The 14,183-nt window shown below is 63.4% G+C and carries 14 protein-coding genes and 1 pseudogene; 11 read left to right on the top strand and 4 right to left on the bottom strand.

From position 1 onward, the window contains the following. Positions 1-26: 26 nt before the first annotated feature. Entirely contained in the window at positions 27-929 is a 903-nt protein-coding gene (locus tag NLM31_RS23930) for a hypothetical protein (protein ID WP_254193874.1), read from the bottom strand. A 250-nt stretch (positions 930-1,179) separates the two neighbouring features. Between NLM31_RS23930 and NLM31_RS23925 the strand changes: the two genes are divergently transcribed. Together NLM31_RS23925 and NLM31_RS23920 are read left to right on the top strand one after the other, a co-directional pair. Next, complete coding sequence (locus NLM31_RS23925) at positions 1,180-1,830, top strand: hypothetical protein (protein ID WP_254193873.1); 651 nt, start codon at positions 1,180-1,182, stop codon at positions 1,828-1,830. Between the two features lie 76 nt (positions 1,831-1,906). After that, entirely contained in the window at positions 1,907-2,365 is a 459-nt protein-coding gene (locus NLM31_RS23920) for a hypothetical protein (protein ID WP_254193872.1), read from the top strand. A gap of 303 nt (positions 2,366-2,668) precedes the next feature. Here NLM31_RS23920 and NLM31_RS23915 read toward each other — a convergent pair whose 3' ends face one another. The 3 genes from NLM31_RS23915 to erpA all read right to left on the bottom strand — a co-directional run bounded on the left by NLM31_RS23915 (position 2,669) and on the right by erpA (position 5,334). After that, entirely contained in the window at positions 2,669-3,451 is a 783-nt protein-coding gene (locus NLM31_RS23915; RefSeq protein ID WP_254193871.1) for an alpha/beta fold hydrolase, read from the bottom strand. 120 nt (positions 3,452-3,571) lie between these two features. Next, on the bottom strand, positions 3,572-4,447 hold the full coding sequence (locus NLM31_RS23910; RefSeq protein ID WP_254193870.1) for a hypothetical protein: 876 nt from the start codon (positions 4,445-4,447) through the stop codon (positions 3,572-3,574). A 557-nt stretch (positions 4,448-5,004) separates the two neighbouring features. Beyond that, positions 5,005-5,334, bottom strand: a complete 330-nt coding sequence (gene erpA / locus NLM31_RS23905) for an iron-sulfur cluster insertion protein ErpA (RefSeq protein ID WP_212300782.1) — start codon at positions 5,332-5,334, stop codon at positions 5,005-5,007. A 109-nt stretch (positions 5,335-5,443) separates the two neighbouring features. Between erpA and NLM31_RS23900 the strand changes: the two genes are divergently transcribed. The 9 genes and pseudogenes from NLM31_RS23900 (at position 5,444) to tatC (ending at position 14,063) form a co-directional block, all read left to right on the top strand. Then, positions 5,444-6,652, top strand: coding sequence for a deoxyguanosinetriphosphate triphosphohydrolase (locus NLM31_RS23900; protein ID WP_254131686.1), 1,209 nt, complete (start codon positions 5,444-5,446; stop codon positions 6,650-6,652). 9 nt (positions 6,653-6,661) lie between these two features. Continuing rightward, a complete protein-coding gene (gene argS / locus NLM31_RS23895; protein WP_254193869.1) occupies positions 6,662-8,452 on the top strand; it encodes an arginine--tRNA ligase in 1,791 nt (596 codons plus the stop codon). Between the two features lie 141 nt (positions 8,453-8,593). Further along, the gene (locus tag NLM31_RS23890) at positions 8,594-10,147 is read left to right on the top strand and encodes an SPOR domain-containing protein (protein WP_254196252.1); all 1,554 of its coding nucleotides are present in this window, start codon (positions 8,594-8,596) and stop codon (positions 10,145-10,147) included. Positions 10,148-10,394: 247 nt separating this feature from the next. Then, positions 10,395-10,625 (top strand): annotated as a pseudogene (locus tag NLM31_RS23885) (glycoside hydrolase family 3 N-terminal domain-containing protein); the annotation flags it as partial. 8 nt (positions 10,626-10,633) lie between these two features. Continuing rightward, the gene (locus NLM31_RS23880) at positions 10,634-11,473 is read left to right on the top strand and encodes a ScpA family protein (RefSeq protein ID WP_254131684.1); all 840 of its coding nucleotides are present in this window, start codon (positions 10,634-10,636) and stop codon (positions 11,471-11,473) included. 21 nt (positions 11,474-11,494) lie between these two features. Then, positions 11,495-12,247, top strand: coding sequence for an SMC-Scp complex subunit ScpB (scpB, locus tag NLM31_RS23875; RefSeq protein WP_254193868.1), 753 nt, complete (start codon positions 11,495-11,497; stop codon positions 12,245-12,247). 166 nt (positions 12,248-12,413) lie between these two features. Next, a complete protein-coding gene (locus NLM31_RS23870) occupies positions 12,414-12,647 on the top strand; it encodes a twin-arginine translocase TatA/TatE family subunit (RefSeq protein WP_027529733.1) in 234 nt (77 codons plus the stop codon). An 88-nt stretch (positions 12,648-12,735) separates the two neighbouring features. Continuing rightward, the gene (tatB, locus tag NLM31_RS23865; protein ID WP_254193867.1) at positions 12,736-13,254 is read left to right on the top strand and encodes a Sec-independent protein translocase protein TatB; all 519 of its coding nucleotides are present in this window, start codon (positions 12,736-12,738) and stop codon (positions 13,252-13,254) included. Beyond that, on the top strand, positions 13,251-14,063 hold the full coding sequence (gene tatC, locus NLM31_RS23860) for a twin-arginine translocase subunit TatC (RefSeq protein WP_254193866.1): 813 nt from the start codon (positions 13,251-13,253) through the stop codon (positions 14,061-14,063). Before tatB ends, tatC begins: the two co-directional genes overlap by 4 nt. Positions 14,064-14,183: the final 120 nt, after the last annotated feature.

The following is a 14,183-nucleotide window of genomic DNA, read 5'->3' as shown; positions in this document are numbered from 1 at the left end:
GCCCCTCTGACAAATGTGCGGCGCCGTTACAGCTTTCCGTAGACCCGCCCGGCGACCGCCTTCAGACGCTCGACCGAGCCGGACTCCGGATGCGGCTTGACCGGCGCGAACAGGATCGACGCCTGCCTGCCGTTCTTCCAGACGAAGATGTTGACGGCGTTGCCGTTGCCCTTGGTGCAGGAATGCTCGCCGAACGCTTCAGCGCCGAGCTCGGGGATCGCCACATGTTGGCAGGGACCTGGGCGTTTCATCATGCTGATTGCGGTGTCGCGCGAGGTCGTGATCACCGCGACGGCCATGGTGTTGGCCTCGCGATCGAACATCATGCAGCTGCCCCCACCGGTCCGCTGGACCTGCAGCGTGCTCTTGTCGAGGAAGCCGTCGGCATCCGCGGGATTAAGCCATTCGCAGTCGCCGAACCGCTCGCTGGTCTTGGTCACATTGCCAATGGCAATGCGCGCGACCTGGGCGAGGGGGCCGAGCAGCGCATCGTCGGCGCGCCGGCCGATCGGATAGACGCTGATCTGCAGAATGTAGTCGCTGGACAGAGCTAGGACCGAAGCCTCCTGGCGCTGCGCGTCGGCGGCGGTCGTCCCGCGCTGGCCTTCATCACCGATGTCCGCGACTGCGCTGAGCGGCATGCGCTCGCCAAACGTCTTGACGAAGGTTGCGTACAATTCCCTGGCGCGGTCCTTGTCGGGATTGCGGAACACGGTCAGCATCATCGTATCGCCGCGCCCGGCCTGGTAGATGCAACCGCGGCCGTCCTGATTTGAAATCAGCGACCATCTGAGCGCCGGCATCGCGCCGGCGAGCTCCTGCGCGCTGATGAACGGGCAGGTTTGGGCAGCGTGCACGGGTGGCACCGGGACGGCTGCGACCGCGAGGATGAGAGCGAGGCAACAGAGCAGACGATCGATCATGTGCATTGGATAATTTGCTACTGCTGTTGATGTGCCATGTATTGATGTGGCGAACGAAGATGGCGGGATTCCCCTTAATTTCACAGCACCGGGCAAGCAAGTGTTAAGCACGCAGCTCCAATTGCCGTAACGCTATCTTATCAATCAGTAATTGAAAATGGCACGAGTTTTCCCGCTGTGAGCGATGCTGTTGGCTCAGGACGATCGTATTGAAGATCCTTCCGTTCTTTCCCAACGCGTAGTGTGAGTATCAGACATGGCCATTTTCGGCTTCGGACGGCGAAGCACACCTAATTCCAGCAAGCATATTGTTCCGCCGGAATTATGGGACGATCCAGAGAACGCTGCGTTTTTCGCGAGGATCGGTGCAAAGCCGGATGATCCGGGCAATCTTCGTGTCACGCATGCAGATGTTGCGAGGATGATCGAGGAAGGCCGCAAGGCTGTCGACGCACGCATCCGTCAGGTTCGGACCAAGGCGTTGGCGGAGGGGCACGACAATCTCAATGTGCGGGCGTTGTCGCTCCTTCACGACGATTGCTGGAACGGCGAAGCCGGTGATTTTCTCATCTACCATCTGGGCCTGAACCCATACGACGAATGGAACACGATGCTCGTCGCGGGAGATGTGAGAACTGCCTCCATTCTCGATATGCCGTTCTGTACGGAAGAGATCCTTCAACAGCTCGCCAGGACTGGACTGCCCCTCATTCTTGGACTTCGCGACAAGCTTCGCGCCGCGCATGACGAGGTCCAGCGGACGCACGAATTCGGCCGCTTCCAGGACATCTACGACGACACGGTGGTCAAGGTGAAAAGGGTGGCGCAATTGTTCGGCACCGGGCTGGTCGAGACGTATCAAGCTTGGCGGCAAAGGCAAGCCGATGGTCGGTCCGCGCCTCGTTGAATAGACGCGTTGGGCGGAGTGCATTCGACGTGGTTGTTGGCGACAATATCGGCCGAGCGCTGCAGGAGACGGGACGATGGGACTGAGAAGCTACGTGGCGATGGCACTCTTCATTTGCGGCGCAGCCTGGCTTTGGGCGACGGGTTCGCAGCGGGCCGACGCTCAGAGGCAAGCTGTCGCCTCGCAATACAGTCTGGGTGACCAACAAGTGCCCCTCTACGACAAATGCATCAGTGCGATGGAGCACAAAGGCCTGCGTGCTGGAGGTTCAAAACAGCAGTTTTGTGGCTGCCTCGTGCAACGCGGACTCAGCAATCTGCAACCGGACGAGTCCGATGTCGTGTTTGGTTGGATCAGGAATGGCACCCCCAAGAACGTCACGGTCACGGACCGGCAGAACAGGGTGTTGGTAGCAGCGATTGGCTGCTCCGAAGAGGGACGCAGCACGTGGTCGTCTGTCGAAGCAATGCAATCCTGGTGCGCTGAAAAGGATGCCAGACGCGAACTCTCGCAATGCAAGCTCAAGCTGAAATGAGGCTGGAATGGCGACTTTGTTCGAAGGCGACTCGACGCTCTCGCTGATTCTCGCCAACGCGATACTGTTGACTCAGGACGATCGCATTGAAGATCCCACCATTCTCTCCCAACTCGCTGCGTGAGCGTCGGGCGCCCTCGCCGTAAAGGCGGTGAATGGCCATCGTGCCAGAAATAGCATGGGCAACGTGGACGAACCGTAAAAGGGCTTCTCGAGGATGTCTCTGTCGGCCGTCCGTCATCACCGAAAAGAGCGCGCCGACCGTGAACAACACAGCCTCGGGCCGGATAATGGGGCCGAAGCTTACTCGGGTTCTCGCATGTAGAGCGAGATAAACCGGTCGATCATCGGGTTGATCTGCTCCGGCACTTCCAGCGACAGGAAATGCCCGGAGCCGACGGCCTTGGCCGTGACCAATTGCGGGCACAGCGCCGCAAAACGATCCAGATCCGCAAGCCGATGGGCTGCTTCGATGTAGAGCACCGGGACTCGGCACGCCTGGGCGCACTCGCGCGCCCGATGCTCATCCCAGGGGAACAGGCTTTTAAACGTGGACACCAGCACGTGCTGTGGCGTCGCCAGAAAGGTCTGTTCAACATGGGCGCGGCATCTGTCCGTCGGCAGACAGGAGTCCGCCACGATTTTCCGCGCCTCGTCCGCAAAGTTCGGCCCCTTCAGGCCTTCCAGATAGCCGGTGAACACCGTGCCTGCCGAGGCAGGGAAGAACACCCCGGAGTCGAGCAGCACCAGGCTAGCAGGAAAATCCGGATAGCGGGCGGCGATTTCGAGCGCCATGTTGCCACCCATGCTCTGACCCACGATGACCGGCTTTGTGATCTGCTGTCGGTTGCACAGCCAGACGAGATCATCGGCGAAGCCTTCAATCGAATACACCTGTTCCGGCTTGTCGCTTTCACCATGCCCCCGCAACTCGGCATTCAACGCCCGACCTTGACGGGCGAAATACGCCATCTGCGGCGCAAAATGCGTGCGGTCGCCGCCGAGGCCATGGACGAACAGAAATTGAAGCGGTCCCGCCCCGGCGATGTCGAAGGATAGCTGGATGCCATCACGCGCGAGTTTCATGGATCGTCTCCGTATTCACCGACATGTCCGGGTGTCTCTGGCGAGGCCTTGATCTAAGTGGAGCGCCACCGCCGATGAAGATGGCCACTTGTTTCGCTGTGGCGCTAAGATTTCGGTTCATCAGCCGTCGGGAAGTGAGAGCGAGAGGACGACTCGTTCAAGGGCTTGCAGGATTCGGTCGCGATCGCCCAAGCTGTAATGCGACGAGATCTCGAGTTGTCGCGTCCGTCCAAAAGCCATGACTTTGGTCGAGAAGGTCACCTCGTCACCGTCGGCCCGTCGGTTCTCGCGCAGAACGACTCCACGGCAGTCCGAACCGGCAATGACCCGGCTGCCAGGGGTTCCTTGATAAAGGGCGAAGGCCGCATTCGTCGTCTGCTCGAGTTTCTCAGGACTGCCGAGGGGTAACAGCGAGAGTTGGGACAGCAAGATGTAGGAGCCATTGACCCCTGACGCTTCCAGCGGCGTCGCCGGTGGCGCGATGCTCAGGATGAGTTGATTGCCGACCAGGCGGGGATTGAGATCGTCGAGGGTCAAATACACCCGCAACTCCGCCAGCGCCTCCGACGCCGATGGGGAGGGACGTACCGCGAGTGACGCAATCAGTGCATCAGTCACATCCCGCCAGCGCGCGATCTGTCCGCCGGGGACCGACATGAACTGTGAACCAAGCGTGCTCGTCGAAATCCTGATCTGCCCGATCCAGTGGTCGTCTCGAAACACATGAGTGTTCGCAGCATAGTCGGCGTCATGTTCATCGAACCGCTGGTCGCGGAAATGCCGATGCTCTATGCCCGGCGAAAGAAAGCCCGATGCAATGAGAGCATGACGGGCCGGTGCCCACATCCGCTCGTCCCAATCCGCGTCGATTCGCAGGGCTTCCCTGACTTCCACCTGGAGCGTGTGGTCTGACGACAGGAGATGCCAACTGTTTGTCTGGGGGGTGATAGTTGCCGGACGCTGAAAACCGATCCGGCCGCCCGGAACGAAATACATGCCCGAGTCTCCTGCGCCATGCGCTTGCGCCGGCAAGCCGGTTGTCACCATTGCGGCCATGGCTGCGATAACATCCCTGCGGCTCAATCGGCACGTCGCGACGTGCTCACTTACGCGCCGCAAGATCATCGGCATTCTTCCGCGGGCATGGGTCTGTCGAAAGCACGGTCGATAGCGGCGCTTCCCGCCGCATGTGCATTTGGTCGTGTTGGGCAGACAACGGGTTCATGGTCGATCCCGCCAATCGGGCCGACAGCAGTCGCACCATCAACTCATTTGAGGCCGTTCTGCCCGCCGCGCCTCCGAGATTGCGCTGCTGACGAGATTCCAGCTTTCTCTAAGGATTGGACTGCAGCGGGGGCCGCTTCGGCGTTGGGCTGTATCGAGCCCGCCGTGTGTGTGTGTCAGGTCGAGCTCCCCGACCTTGGGATCTCGCGATGATCACCTATTACCCCTGTTTTGCCCGACGGGTCAAATTATTTTCGTAAAATACGAAATTCACCGTGCCGGCTGGCTGGCTACGGTGCATGGGGTTGTTTTACGGATTTTGAGTTCGGCTAGATCGAGAAGCTGGTGCCGCAGCCGCAGGACGCCGTCGCATTGGGATTGTTGACGCGGAACGAGGCGCCGATCAGATCGTCGACGAAATCCACCTGCGAGCCCGCCAGGAACGGCTGGGAGGCGGAATCGACCAGCACCACCGCGTTCTCCTGCTCGATCACGAGATCGTCGTCGGTGCGGTCGCGGTCGATGTCGAACTTGTACTGGAAGCCGGAGCAGCCGCCGCCCTCGACCGAGATGCGCAGCATCGCGCCTGTGCCTTCGCCCTTGAGGATCTCTCCGATCCGGCGGGCGGCGCGGTCACTGATGGTCACAGGGGTGGTCATAGTTCGTCTCCGATAGGCCCGCGTCATAGCCAATTCATTTGGTATCCCGCGTCCGGCATAGTTAAGTGCAAGGATACGCAGAATCAAATGGATAGGGACTAAATTCGTCGTGTCCGTCGGAATGGCTGCCCCCCGCGCGCCCTATGCCTGCGACCCCGAGCGCAGCCGTGGCCGGCTGGTCGCCGAGCCCCCGAGCCGGACCCGCAGCCCGTTCCGGCGGGACTGCGACCGGGTGATCCATTCCACCGCGTTCCGCCGCCTGAAGTACAAGACCCAGGTGTTCGTGTTCCACGAGGGCGACCATTACCGCACCCGGCTGACCCATTCGCTGGAGGTCGCGCAGATCGCCCGCGCGCTGGCGCGGCAGCTGGGGCTCGACGAGGACCTCACGGAAACCCTGGCGCTCGCCCATGATCTCGGTCATCCGCCGTTCGGCCATGCCGGCGAGCGGGCGCTGGACGCCTGCCTGAAGGACTTCGGCGGCTTCGACCACAACGCCCAGGCGCTCCGCGTCGTCGGCTCGCTGGAGCACCGCTATCCCGAGTTCGACGGGCTGAACCTGACTTGGGAGTCGCTCGAGGGCATCGTCAAGCACAACGGCCCGCTGACCGACCGCAGCGGTGCGCCGGTCGGGCGCTATCGCGAGCACGGCATTCCCGTTGGAATCGCCGACTACATCAAGAGCTACGACCTCGAATTGTGGAGCTTCGCCTCGCTGGAGGCCCAGGTCGCGGCGATCGCCGACGACATCGCCTACGACGCCCACGACATCGACGACGGCCTGCGCGCGGGTCTGTTCCACCTCGACGATCTCAAGGTGATGCCGCTCACGGCCGAGATCATCGCCGAGACCTCGGCGCATTATCCCGATCTCGAAGACGTCAGGCGTGGGGCCGAGCTGGTGCGCGAGCTGATCTCGCACCTGATCGGCGCGGTGTTCGCAGAGGCGCAGAAGAACATCGCCGCCGTCCGGCCGCAGTCGGCCCAGGACGTGCGCCAGCAGAGCCGGGCGCTGGTCGCTTTCCCGGCGGAGGTCGCCGCAGAGGAGGCTGCCATCAAGCGCTTCCTCTTCGGGCACATGTACCGCCACAAGCGGGTGGTGCGGGTGATGGCGGAGGCGGAACAGATCCTGTTCGACTTGTTCGCAAAGTACCTGACATCACCAGCCGACCTCCCGCCGGAATGGCTGGTCGGAGCAGAGGCGGACGACGAGGGCGACCGGGCCCGCCGGATCGGCAATTTCATTGCCGGAATGACCGACCGTTTCGCCCTGACCGAGCACCAGCGGCTCTTTGACTCGACCCCGGATTTGCGTTAGGCGGCGCCCATGCCCGACACATCCTCAGCACCGCATCTGTTCGCCGACGTGCTCGCACGCGTGCACGCCGCATGCCGCGCGCTCGCGGCGGAAGCCAACTGGCCCGAGGGCATCGATTTCTCGCGCGTGGTGGTCGAGCCGCCGCGCGATGCGACCCATGGCGACATGGCGACCAACGCCGCCATGGTGCTTGCGAAAGAGGCAAAGGCAAAGCCCCGGGACCTCGCCGAGCAGATCGCCGAGCGGCTTCGCGCCGACGCACTGATTGCCAAGGTCGACGTCGCCGGTCCCGGTTTCATCAACCTGACCCTGAACCCGACCGCCTGGGCCGAGGCGCTGCGGACGGTACTGCGCGAGGGGGCCGATTACGGCCGCGTCCGCGGCGGCTCCAAGGTCAATGTCGAATACGTCTCGGCCAATCCGACCGGACCGATGCATGTCGGCCACTGTCGCGGCGCCGTGTTCGGCGACGCGCTGGCGAGCCTGCTTCAGTTCGGCGGCCACGACGTCACCCGCGAATATTACATCAACGACGCCGGCGCCCAGGTCGATGTGCTCGCGCGCTCTGCGTTCCTGCGGTATCGCGAGGCGCTCGGCGAGGATATCGGTGCGATTCCGGAAGGGCTCTATCCGGGCGACTATCTGAAGCCGGTCGGCGCAGCGCTGGCGAAGGAGCATGGCGACAAGCTGCTCGCGATGAGCGAGGCGCAATGGCTGCCGACGGTGCGGGCCAAGGCGATCGCGATGATGATGGACGAGATCAAGGACGATCTCGCCGCGCTCAACATCCGCCACGACGTGTTTTTCTCGGAGCGCTCGCTGATCGAGAGCGGCAACAACAAGGTTGCAGAGACCATCTCGTTCCTGCAGGCCAAGGGCGACATCTATGAAGGCCGCCTGCCGCCGCCGAAGGGCGCGCCGGTCGAGGACTGGGAAGACCGCGAGCAGTTGCTGTTCAAGGCGACCGCCTACGGCGACGACGTCGATCGTCCGCTGATCAAGTCGGACAATTCCTATACCTACTTCGCCTCCGACATCGCCTACCACAAGAACAAGTTCGACCGTGGTTTTGCGGAGATGATCGACGTCTGGGGCGCCGATCACGGCGGCTACATCAAGCGTATGCAGGCCGCAGTGAAGGCGACGACCTCCGGCAAGGGGGAGCTCGACGTCAAGATCGTCCAGCTCGTGAAGTTGCTGCGCAACGGCGAACCGGTGAAAATGTCCAAGCGGAGCGGGGACTTCGTCACCTTGCGTGAGGTGGTGGATGAAGTCGGCCAGGATGCCGTTCGCTTCATGATGCTCTACCGCAAGAACGACGCGGTGCTCGACTTCGACCTTGCCAAGGTCATGGAACAGTCGCGGGACAATCCCGTGTTCTACGTCCAGTACGGCCACGCCCGCGGTCATTCGATCTTCCGCAACGCGCGGGCGGAGGTGTTCCCGGAACTCCCCGAGGATGCCGACAAGCGGATTGCCTGGCTCAGTGAGTCGGCGGTGGAGCGGCTGTCTGACCCTGTCGAACTCGACCTTCTCAAGCGCCTCGCAATTTATCCTCGCATGCTGGAGGCCGCCGCCGCGGCCCACGAGCCGCACCGTATTGCCTTTTATCTCTATGACTTAGCGAGCGAATTTCACGCACTTTGGACGAAGGGGCGCGATTTGCCCTATTTACGCTTCATTATCAATAATGATGCAGTTCTAACAAAGGCGCGGCTGGCCATGGTCCAGGGCGTCGTCTCTGTCCTGGCATCGGGCCTCGCCATCCTCGGCGTCCATGCTCCGGACGAGATGCGGTAGTTTGGGGCGAACTACTTAAGGGGAATATTTGGGGGTACCGGCAGAAGCCGGATCGCTTAGACTTGGTTGAAAGCCTTGTGGGTCGAAAGCCGCGCCTTGGTCGAGGGGCGCGCGGCTTTCCCGAAGGGACGCATCATCACGATGGCCGAACGATATCAGCACCGACCGTTTCCTTCCGACGACTTTGGTCGCGGTGGCGATCAGCATGGGAGAGCGGAGACCGATCCCTTGGCCGAACTCGCCCGCCTGATCGGACAGACCGATCCGTTCGCAGCGCAGGGTCGCCCAGGTGCGCCGCCGGCAGCAGCTCCAGCGCCTGCGCAAACTTATCAGGACGACGATTATTCGCAGAACGGCTATCAGCAGGACTATGCCGAGCAGGCGGCCGCGCCTCAGCCGGGGCCGCCGTCATGGATGCGGCGCGCCAACGTGCAACCGCAGCCGGCGCCCGAGCCCGACTATCCCGTCGCCGTGAATCCCGTTCATCCCCTGCATCGCTATTCAGCCCAGCCGGCCGCGCCGGAGCCTGAGTTTCATCAGCCGCAGGCCTATCAGGATCGCGCCTACCAGGATCAGGCTTACCAACAGCAGGCCTACCATCAGGAGCAGGCGCAGGAGCAAGCGTACGAGCAGCCCGATCCGGCGCGCTACGATGATGCGCTCTACGGGCGGCTCGAGTCCGGCGAGCAGGATTTTCAGCGTGAGCCGGCCTATCCGGACGACCCTTACGCGTTCCAGAGCGACTATCCCGAGGCCGATCTCGACGAGCCCAGGAAATCGCGCGGCGGCATGATGACGGTTGCCGCGATCCTCGCGCTGGCCGTGGTCGGAACTGGTGCGGCCTTCGCCTACAAGACCTACATTGGCTCGCCCCGCAGCGGCGAGCCGCCGATCATCAAGGCCGACAACACGCCGACCAAGATCGTGCCGGCGCCGTCGGACTCCTCGGCCAAGGTGCCGGACCGCATGGTGAGCGGCGACGGCAGCGAGAAGATCGTGCCGCGCGAGGAGGCGCCCGTCGATGTCAATGCCAAGGCGGCAGGTCCCCGCGTGGTGTTTCCGCCGCTGAATCCGAATGCGAACCCGCCGCCGGTTGCGAGCGTGTCGCCGTCCAACATTCCGCCACAGAATGCCGGTCCGGTCCCGAGCAACGGGACGATGCCGAACAGTGCGCCGCGCTCGATCAAGACCGTGGCCGTGAAGGGTGATCAGACCGACAGCGCCGTGCCGCAGACCGCCGCTGCGTCAGCAGCCAAGCCGGTCGCGCCGCCGAAGCCGGTCGCTGTACCGGCCGCACCGCGTACGCCGCCGACCTCGGCCAATGCCAGCGCCAACCAGCCGCTCTCGCTGGCGCCGCAGGCTGGGCCCGCCGAGCCGGCGCAGCGGATGGCGGCGAACACTCCGACCCAAATCGCACCGGCGCCCGGCGGCGGCGGCGGTGGCTACGTCGTGCAGGTGTCCTCGCAGCAGAGCGAGGATAGTGCCGCCGCGTCCTACCGGGTGCTGCAGAGCAAATACGGCAGTGTCCTCGGCGGCCGTTCGCCGGTCATCAAGCGCGTCGATCTGACCGATAAGGGCAAGGGGATCGTCTACCGCGCCTTCGCCGGACCATATGGCTCGGCCGACGAGGCGGTGCAGGCCTGCAACAATCTGAAGTCGGCTGGTCTGCCGTCCTGCTTCGTCCAGAGGAATTAGCGGCCGTTTCCTTGACCCCCTCCCGGGGCAAGGTTAATCGGCCCCTATGAGCACGCGGGCCTTCAATACCGGCGTATCCGGAACGGAACTGACCGCCGCCAGGCGGGCGTTTGGCCGTGCTGAATGCCCATGGGACTTCATTCCCTTCAGCCGCCGCATCGGAATTGGCACGCAAGTCCCGGTGCCGCTTAGGGAATCGATCGCTATTGGGGTAACCGCGACCAATCGCGGCGACCTCAGCATTCCCGTGGATGGCGCTGCCGAGCCCGCCCATCCAATGACGACTTCTGCGACAATGATTGCTCAGGTGATTCGCAGCGCAGTCGGGTTCCAGGGTTTGTTAATGAGTGATGACGTGCCGATGAACGCGCTGGCCGGAGGCATCGCCGGGCGAATTCGCGCCATCTTCGCAGCCGGCTGCGACACGGCGCTTTACAGCAATGACAATGCGGAACTGGACGCATTGACCGCAACCACGGCATCCGCATGACCGCAGAAATCCTATCGTTTGAAACCGGGCGGCCCGCAGAGCTGGCCGAGGATGAACCGGCGCTGGTCGTCGACGTCGAGGGCTATGAAGGTCCGCTCGACCTGTTGCTCGCGCTGGCGCGAAACCAGAAGGTCGATCTCGCCAAGATCTCGATCCTGGCGCTGGCCGACCAGTACCTCCACTTCATCGAAGCTGCGCGAAAGATCCGGCTCGAGCTTGCCGCCGACTATCTCGTGATGGCCGCCTGGCTTGCCTTCCTGAAATCGCGCCTGCTGCTGCCGGAGCCGCCGAGTGCGGAAGGTCCGAGCGCCGAGGAAATGGCGACTGCGCTCGCCAACCGTCTGCGTCGCCTGGAAGCCATTCGCGAAGCCGCCAACCGGCTGATGAACCGGCAGCAGTTGCTGCGCGACATTTTCCCGCGCGGTGAGCCCGAGCAGATCGCCGAGATCAGGCATCCGAAATATACCGCGACGCTGTACGACCTGCTCACGGCCTATGCCTCCCAGCGCCAGTCGCGCGTGCTGGCGAGCGTGCATCTTGCCAAGCGTACGGTGTGGTCGCTCGCCGAGGCGCGCGCCACGCTGGAGCGGCTGGTCGGCAGCATCACCGAACAGGACGATTGGGGCGTGCTCGACGATTTCCTGGTCCGTCACGTCGCCGATCCGACGCAGCGTGCGACGGTGTTCGCCTCGAGCTTCGCCGCTGCGCTTGAGCTCGTGCGCGAAGGTCAGCTCGAGCTGAACCAGAAAGAGGCGTTTGCGCCCATCTATTTCCGGAAGGGGCGCCCGAAGCCGGTCGTGGACGCAGCTCCTGCGCCCGATGCGCCGGTCGGTTAAGTGCAAGAAGGAGAAGCTGCCATGGCAAGCCTGGCTGAAGTGCGGGTAGAAGAGGCCGAGCCGATGGAGAACGAGTCCCAGGCACGTCCCGAAGAATTGCGGCTGCTGGAAGCGCTGCTGTTTGCTTCGAATGAACCACTGGATACGGCGACGCTGGCCAAGCGCATGCCCGAGGGCGTCGACGTCAAGGCCGCGCTTGAGCAGCTCCAGGCCGACTACGCCTTGCGCGGCGTGAACCTCGTGCGGGTCGCCAACAAATGGACGTTCCGCACCGCCGGCGATCTGTCCTGGCTGATGACGCGCGAGAGCACCGAGACCCGCCGCCTGTCGCGCGCGGCGATCGAGGTTCTGGCGATCATCGCCTATCACCAGCCGGTGACGCGCGCCGAGATCGAAGAGATCCGCGGTGTCGTCACCTCCAAGGGCACGCTCGACGTGCTGCTGGAGACGGGCTGGATCAAGCCGCGCGGTCGTCGCAAGACGCCCGGCCGCCCGCTGACCTTCGGAACCACTGAGGACTTCCTGTCGCAGTTCACCCTGGAACAGCTTGGCGACCTGCCGGGCCTGGAGGAACTGAAGGGCACCGGCCTGCTGGATTCGCGCCTGCCGACCGGCTTCAGCGTACCGACGCCCTCGGATGACCCGGCGCTGCGTGAGGACGAGGATCCCCTGGAACCGGGCGAGGACCTCGATCTGGCGCTGGCGCCCGCGGTCGAGCCCGAGACGCCGCCGGAAGGCGGCAATGAGGGCGGCGAGGGCGGGAGCGAGGAGTGATCCTCCGCTCTTCCACGGGCCCCCTGCGACCAGTTAACACTAGCAAGATTACGTAGCGCCAACAGCGAATTGGCGCTGCCTTGGTCCTTGTTTTTGAGGCCTGCGAAGCCTACGTTCCGGTCAAGATCGGCCGGGTCCCGGCCATGCGCGTTTGGAGGGTTGCAGGATGGGTTCACTTAGCATTTGGCACTGGATCTTGGTGATCGCAGTGGTCCTGCTGCTGTTTGGCCGCGGCAAGATTTCGGATCTGATGGGCGACGTGGCGCAGGGCATCAAGGCCTTCAAGAAGGGCATGCAGGACGACGACAAGCCCGCCGAGAAGCAGGAGCCCTCGAAGTCCATCGAGCACAATGCCGCGCCGACCGCGGCGCGATCCGACGTCGGCAGCAAGGCCGTCTGAGCCAGGAGCACGCGAGACGCGGGAAGCGGACCCGATCCTGCGCGTGAGGGATTGGGCCGATCGTGGCTTCGCGTGAACGGAAGACGTCATGTTCGACATCGGCTGGAGTGAGCTGGTTCTGATCGGGGTCGTGGCCCTGGTCGCCATTGGCCCGAAAGAGCTGCCGGGCGTGCTGCGCATGGTCGGCCAATGGATGGGCAAGGCCCGCAAGATGGCCGCCGAATTCCAGGGCCAGTTCCAGGAAGCGATGCGCGAGGCCGAGATGGCCGACCTCAAGAAGAGCTTTGACGAGGTCAAGGAAGCCGCCTCCGGCTTCACCGGCGGCGGTCTGATGACCTCGCTGCAGAAGGACGTCAGCGACGCGCTTCGCGTCGATGCGCTCGACAAGCCGGCTGAGACGCCCACGACAACTGCCGTCGAACCGCCGGCAAGTCCGACCACGCCGGAAGCCCCGACACCGGAGACCTTTGTGGAAGCGGAAGCGCATTCGGCCGTGACTGAGCCGCTCGCCATCACCCGTGAGGTCGAGCAGGCGCCGGTCGCACAGGACACTGTTACTCAAGACACGGCGCCATCCGAAGCGATCAAGGACGCCAAAGCGTCATGAGCGACGCCGATATCGAGGCCAGCAAAGCCCCGCTGATGGACCATCTGATCGAGCTGCGGTCGCGGCTGATCAAGGCGCTGCTTGGCTTCGGCGTGGCCTTCATCTTCTGCTTCTTCTTCGCCAAGCAGATCTACAACGTACTGGTCTGGCCGTTCGTGTGGGTCGCGGGCGCCGAGAACTCGAAGTTCATCTATACGGCGCTGCTGGAATATTTCATCACCCAGCTCAAGCTTGCGCTGTTCGGCGCCGGCTTCATCTCATTCCCGATCGTCGCGACGCAGATCTACAAGTTCGTCGCGCCCGGCCTCTACAAGCACGAGAAGCAGGCCTTCCTGCCGTATCTGGTCGCGACGCCGTTCTTCTTTGTGCTCGGCGCGGCGCTGGTTTACTTCGTCGTGCTGCCGATGCTGGTCCGCTTCTCGCTCGGCATGCAGCAGATGGGCGGCGATGAGACCGCGCAGATCCAGCTCCTGCCCAAGGTCGGCGAATATCTCTCGCTGATGATGTCGCTGATCTTCGCCTTCGGCATCGCCTTCCAGCTTCCGGTGATCCTGACGCTGCTCGGGCGGGTCGGCATCATCACGTCCAAGATGCTGCGCGAGAAGCGCCGCTATTTCATCGTTCTGGCCTTCATCATCGCGGCAGTCCTGACGCCGCCGGATATCCTCAGCCAGTGCTCGCTCGCGATTCCGCTGCTTGCGCTGTACGAGGGCTCGATCATCGCAGTCTCGATGGTGGAGAAGAAGGCAGCTGCCTCGCAGGCCTCTACCGGCACCGACGTGTCGACGCCGGCCAACCCGGCCGAGTAGGGCGCCTCGCCCACCGGTGTCATTCCCCGCGAAGGCGGGGAATCCAGTACGCCGCCGCCTCTCGGAGAATCGCTCCCGTCTCTGGAATACTGGGTCACCCGCCTTCGCGGGTGACGACAG

The organism is Bradyrhizobium sp. CCGUVB4N (assembly GCF_024199945.1).
Classification (GTDB): domain Bacteria; phylum Pseudomonadota; class Alphaproteobacteria; order Rhizobiales; family Xanthobacteraceae; genus Bradyrhizobium.
The sequence above is the reverse complement of the archived record's forward strand: the minus strand, read 5'-3'. Positions and strand labels throughout refer to the sequence as shown.